Annotated in this window: 2 protein-coding genes; both read left to right on the top strand. The window is 38.1% G+C overall.

All coding sequences use genetic code 11. The annotated features are described in order from the left end of the window. Positions 1–250 precede the first annotated feature (250 nt). On the top strand, positions 251–1,012 hold the full coding sequence (locus tag A37S_RS0122425; protein ID WP_028298875.1) for a nucleotidyltransferase domain-containing protein: 762 nt from the start codon (positions 251–253) through the stop codon (positions 1,010–1,012). 139 nt (positions 1,013–1,151) lie between these two features. After that, positions 1,152–1,991: a DUF4844 domain-containing protein gene (locus A37S_RS26920; protein ID WP_211229846.1), complete on the top strand. Its 840-nt coding sequence runs from the start codon at positions 1,152–1,154 to the stop codon at positions 1,989–1,991. Positions 1,992–2,223: the final 232 nt, after the last annotated feature.

The raw sequence follows: 2,223 nt of genomic DNA, 5'->3' as shown, positions 1-2,223 counted from the left end.
AGTTCATAAAAAAGCTGTGGAGTAAATTCTTTGCGTCCTTGCATAAGGACAAGATACTAAATATTTTTATATTTTTGAGTTGTGCAACAGGCACAAGGGGTTTGCGATAGCGGGGGTTCCGTGCTTCGCAGACACATTAGTGCAAGGCGGAAGTTCCGTTCTCCGAATGAAGTTTAGTGCTAAAACACCCCGCCATCGCAAACCCCCGAAACGTTATAGGCAAGGCTAACAGACCGAACCAACACAGACAATGAGACAACAAATTGACAACCTTTTTAAGGACATAGACGAAAGACCACTTTTCTATATTGAAAGTGGCAGCCGACTTTGGGGCATAGCAAGTCCTGACAGCGACTTTGATGTTCGTGGGTTTCACTTTCAATCAAAACGACAATATTTCGACTTCAAAAAACACCGTTACATTATAGAAGTTATGGACGGAGACTTTGACTTTGTTTCTTACGACATTGACAAAATGTTTGAACTTTTAGTAAAAAGCAATCCGACAGTTTTTGAGTGGGTTAGAGCAAACATTGTTTACTTCAACGAACTTCCCGACTGGACAGCTCTTCAGCAGGACGTAATTACAAACTTTGATTTTAAGGCTTTATTTCATCATTACATTTCTCTTGCTAAAGGGAACATAAACTTAATGGAGACCGGTAAAAAATTCACTTACAAGACAGCGTTTTATTGTATTCGTGGACTTTTATCGGCTGACCTTGCGACCCGACAAATTATTCCTCAACTTTTAATTGACGACCTTTTCAAACAGTTCGACAACGACAATGAAGTTCTAAAAATCGCAAAGGACAGTTTAGAACGAAAAAAGCAGCAAGCGGAAAAAGAAGAAGTTTTGGAAAACGACAAGCAAAAAATATTGACAGCAATTAAAGATTTCACTAAGCAACTTGAAATTAAAGCACCTGACAGCAGTAACAACCGACAAAAATTAGAAAGCATTTTGACAGATTATAGCTATAACCTAAAGACAAGATTTTACGGACGATGAAAAGAAGCCCAGCCCATAACAGCACATTTGCAATAGGCGGGGTTTCGTTCTCCGCAGACAGTTTAGAGATAGCCGAAAGTTCAGTGCTCCGAATAGATGTTTGTGCTGAAAAGCCCTCTCATCGCAAATCTGCAAAACGTTGGCAACAATTTTAGAAATGACGAAATACATTCAAATTTTAATAATTCTAATAACATTTTCTGCTTGCGGACAAAATGCAACTGAAATGAAAACACCAGAGAATTCGAGCGAAATGTTTGTAGAATTCATTTCAAAGAAAAAATTTATTGAACAACCATATCCGAATTTCTATCCTGGAATTGCGGACGAAAAAATGCGTCCAATTCTAACGGAAAAAATAAACAAAGTTGCGACTGATTTTAAAACTGTTTCCGAATCTGAAAAACCGACTGAAAAAATGTATCAAGAAAAAATCGGAATTGGACTTTCAAGTTTTGCGGATATTTATCTGGAATTAGATACCGAAGACAGAGAAAGAGTTTGTATGTATTTTGAGGAATTAATGGATATTGTCGGATTGCAAAGCTCGAATGGTCAACTCAATAAATTTATGTACGGTTTTGACCCAATGAAAAAGCCAAAAGAAAAAAAGTGGACTGATTCGCACGGAAACGTCTTTATCGAAAAAGGAGCTGAAGTTTCAATAATACCAGCAAAATACAATAAAACAGGAAAAACATATAAGGTTTTCCTTTACAACGAAACCACGGAAAATATTGGAATTATAAAAGACTTAATTATTAAACCGAGAGAATTTAAAGTATTCAACATTTCAGATACAGATACTCTTAAATTAGATAATGGAGTTAAGTTTATGTTCGGAGAAACTTATGGACTTGAGGTTGAGGATAAAAAATCACAAGTTAGTGGACTTGGAGGAAAATATTTGACTGATTATGGCGTGCCGAATGAAATTGATTTTGCTTTTGTCATAGTTCCAGTCGGAAAAGGAGATTAAGAAAAAACTGTTGCCAACACCGTGTATAAGCCATTGCTTGGTCTGTGTTTCTTTGGAAAATCCTTGCGGATTTCCCATCGGAGTTTTGTACTTTTAATGGTCCGTGACCAGACACGCAACGGCTCATACACGAGAAACGATGTAGCGAAATCCGCTTCGCTCCTTTCGCTACATCGTCCCGGCGGCTTGCACCGCCTGATGCGCTCGGTCGCTTCGCGGACTCTCGCACATC

The organism is Olivibacter sitiensis DSM 17696, assembly GCF_000427965.1.
Lineage (GTDB): Bacteria > Bacteroidota > Bacteroidia > Sphingobacteriales > Sphingobacteriaceae > Olivibacter > Olivibacter sitiensis.
This window is presented reverse-complemented; position numbering and strand designations above follow the sequence as displayed.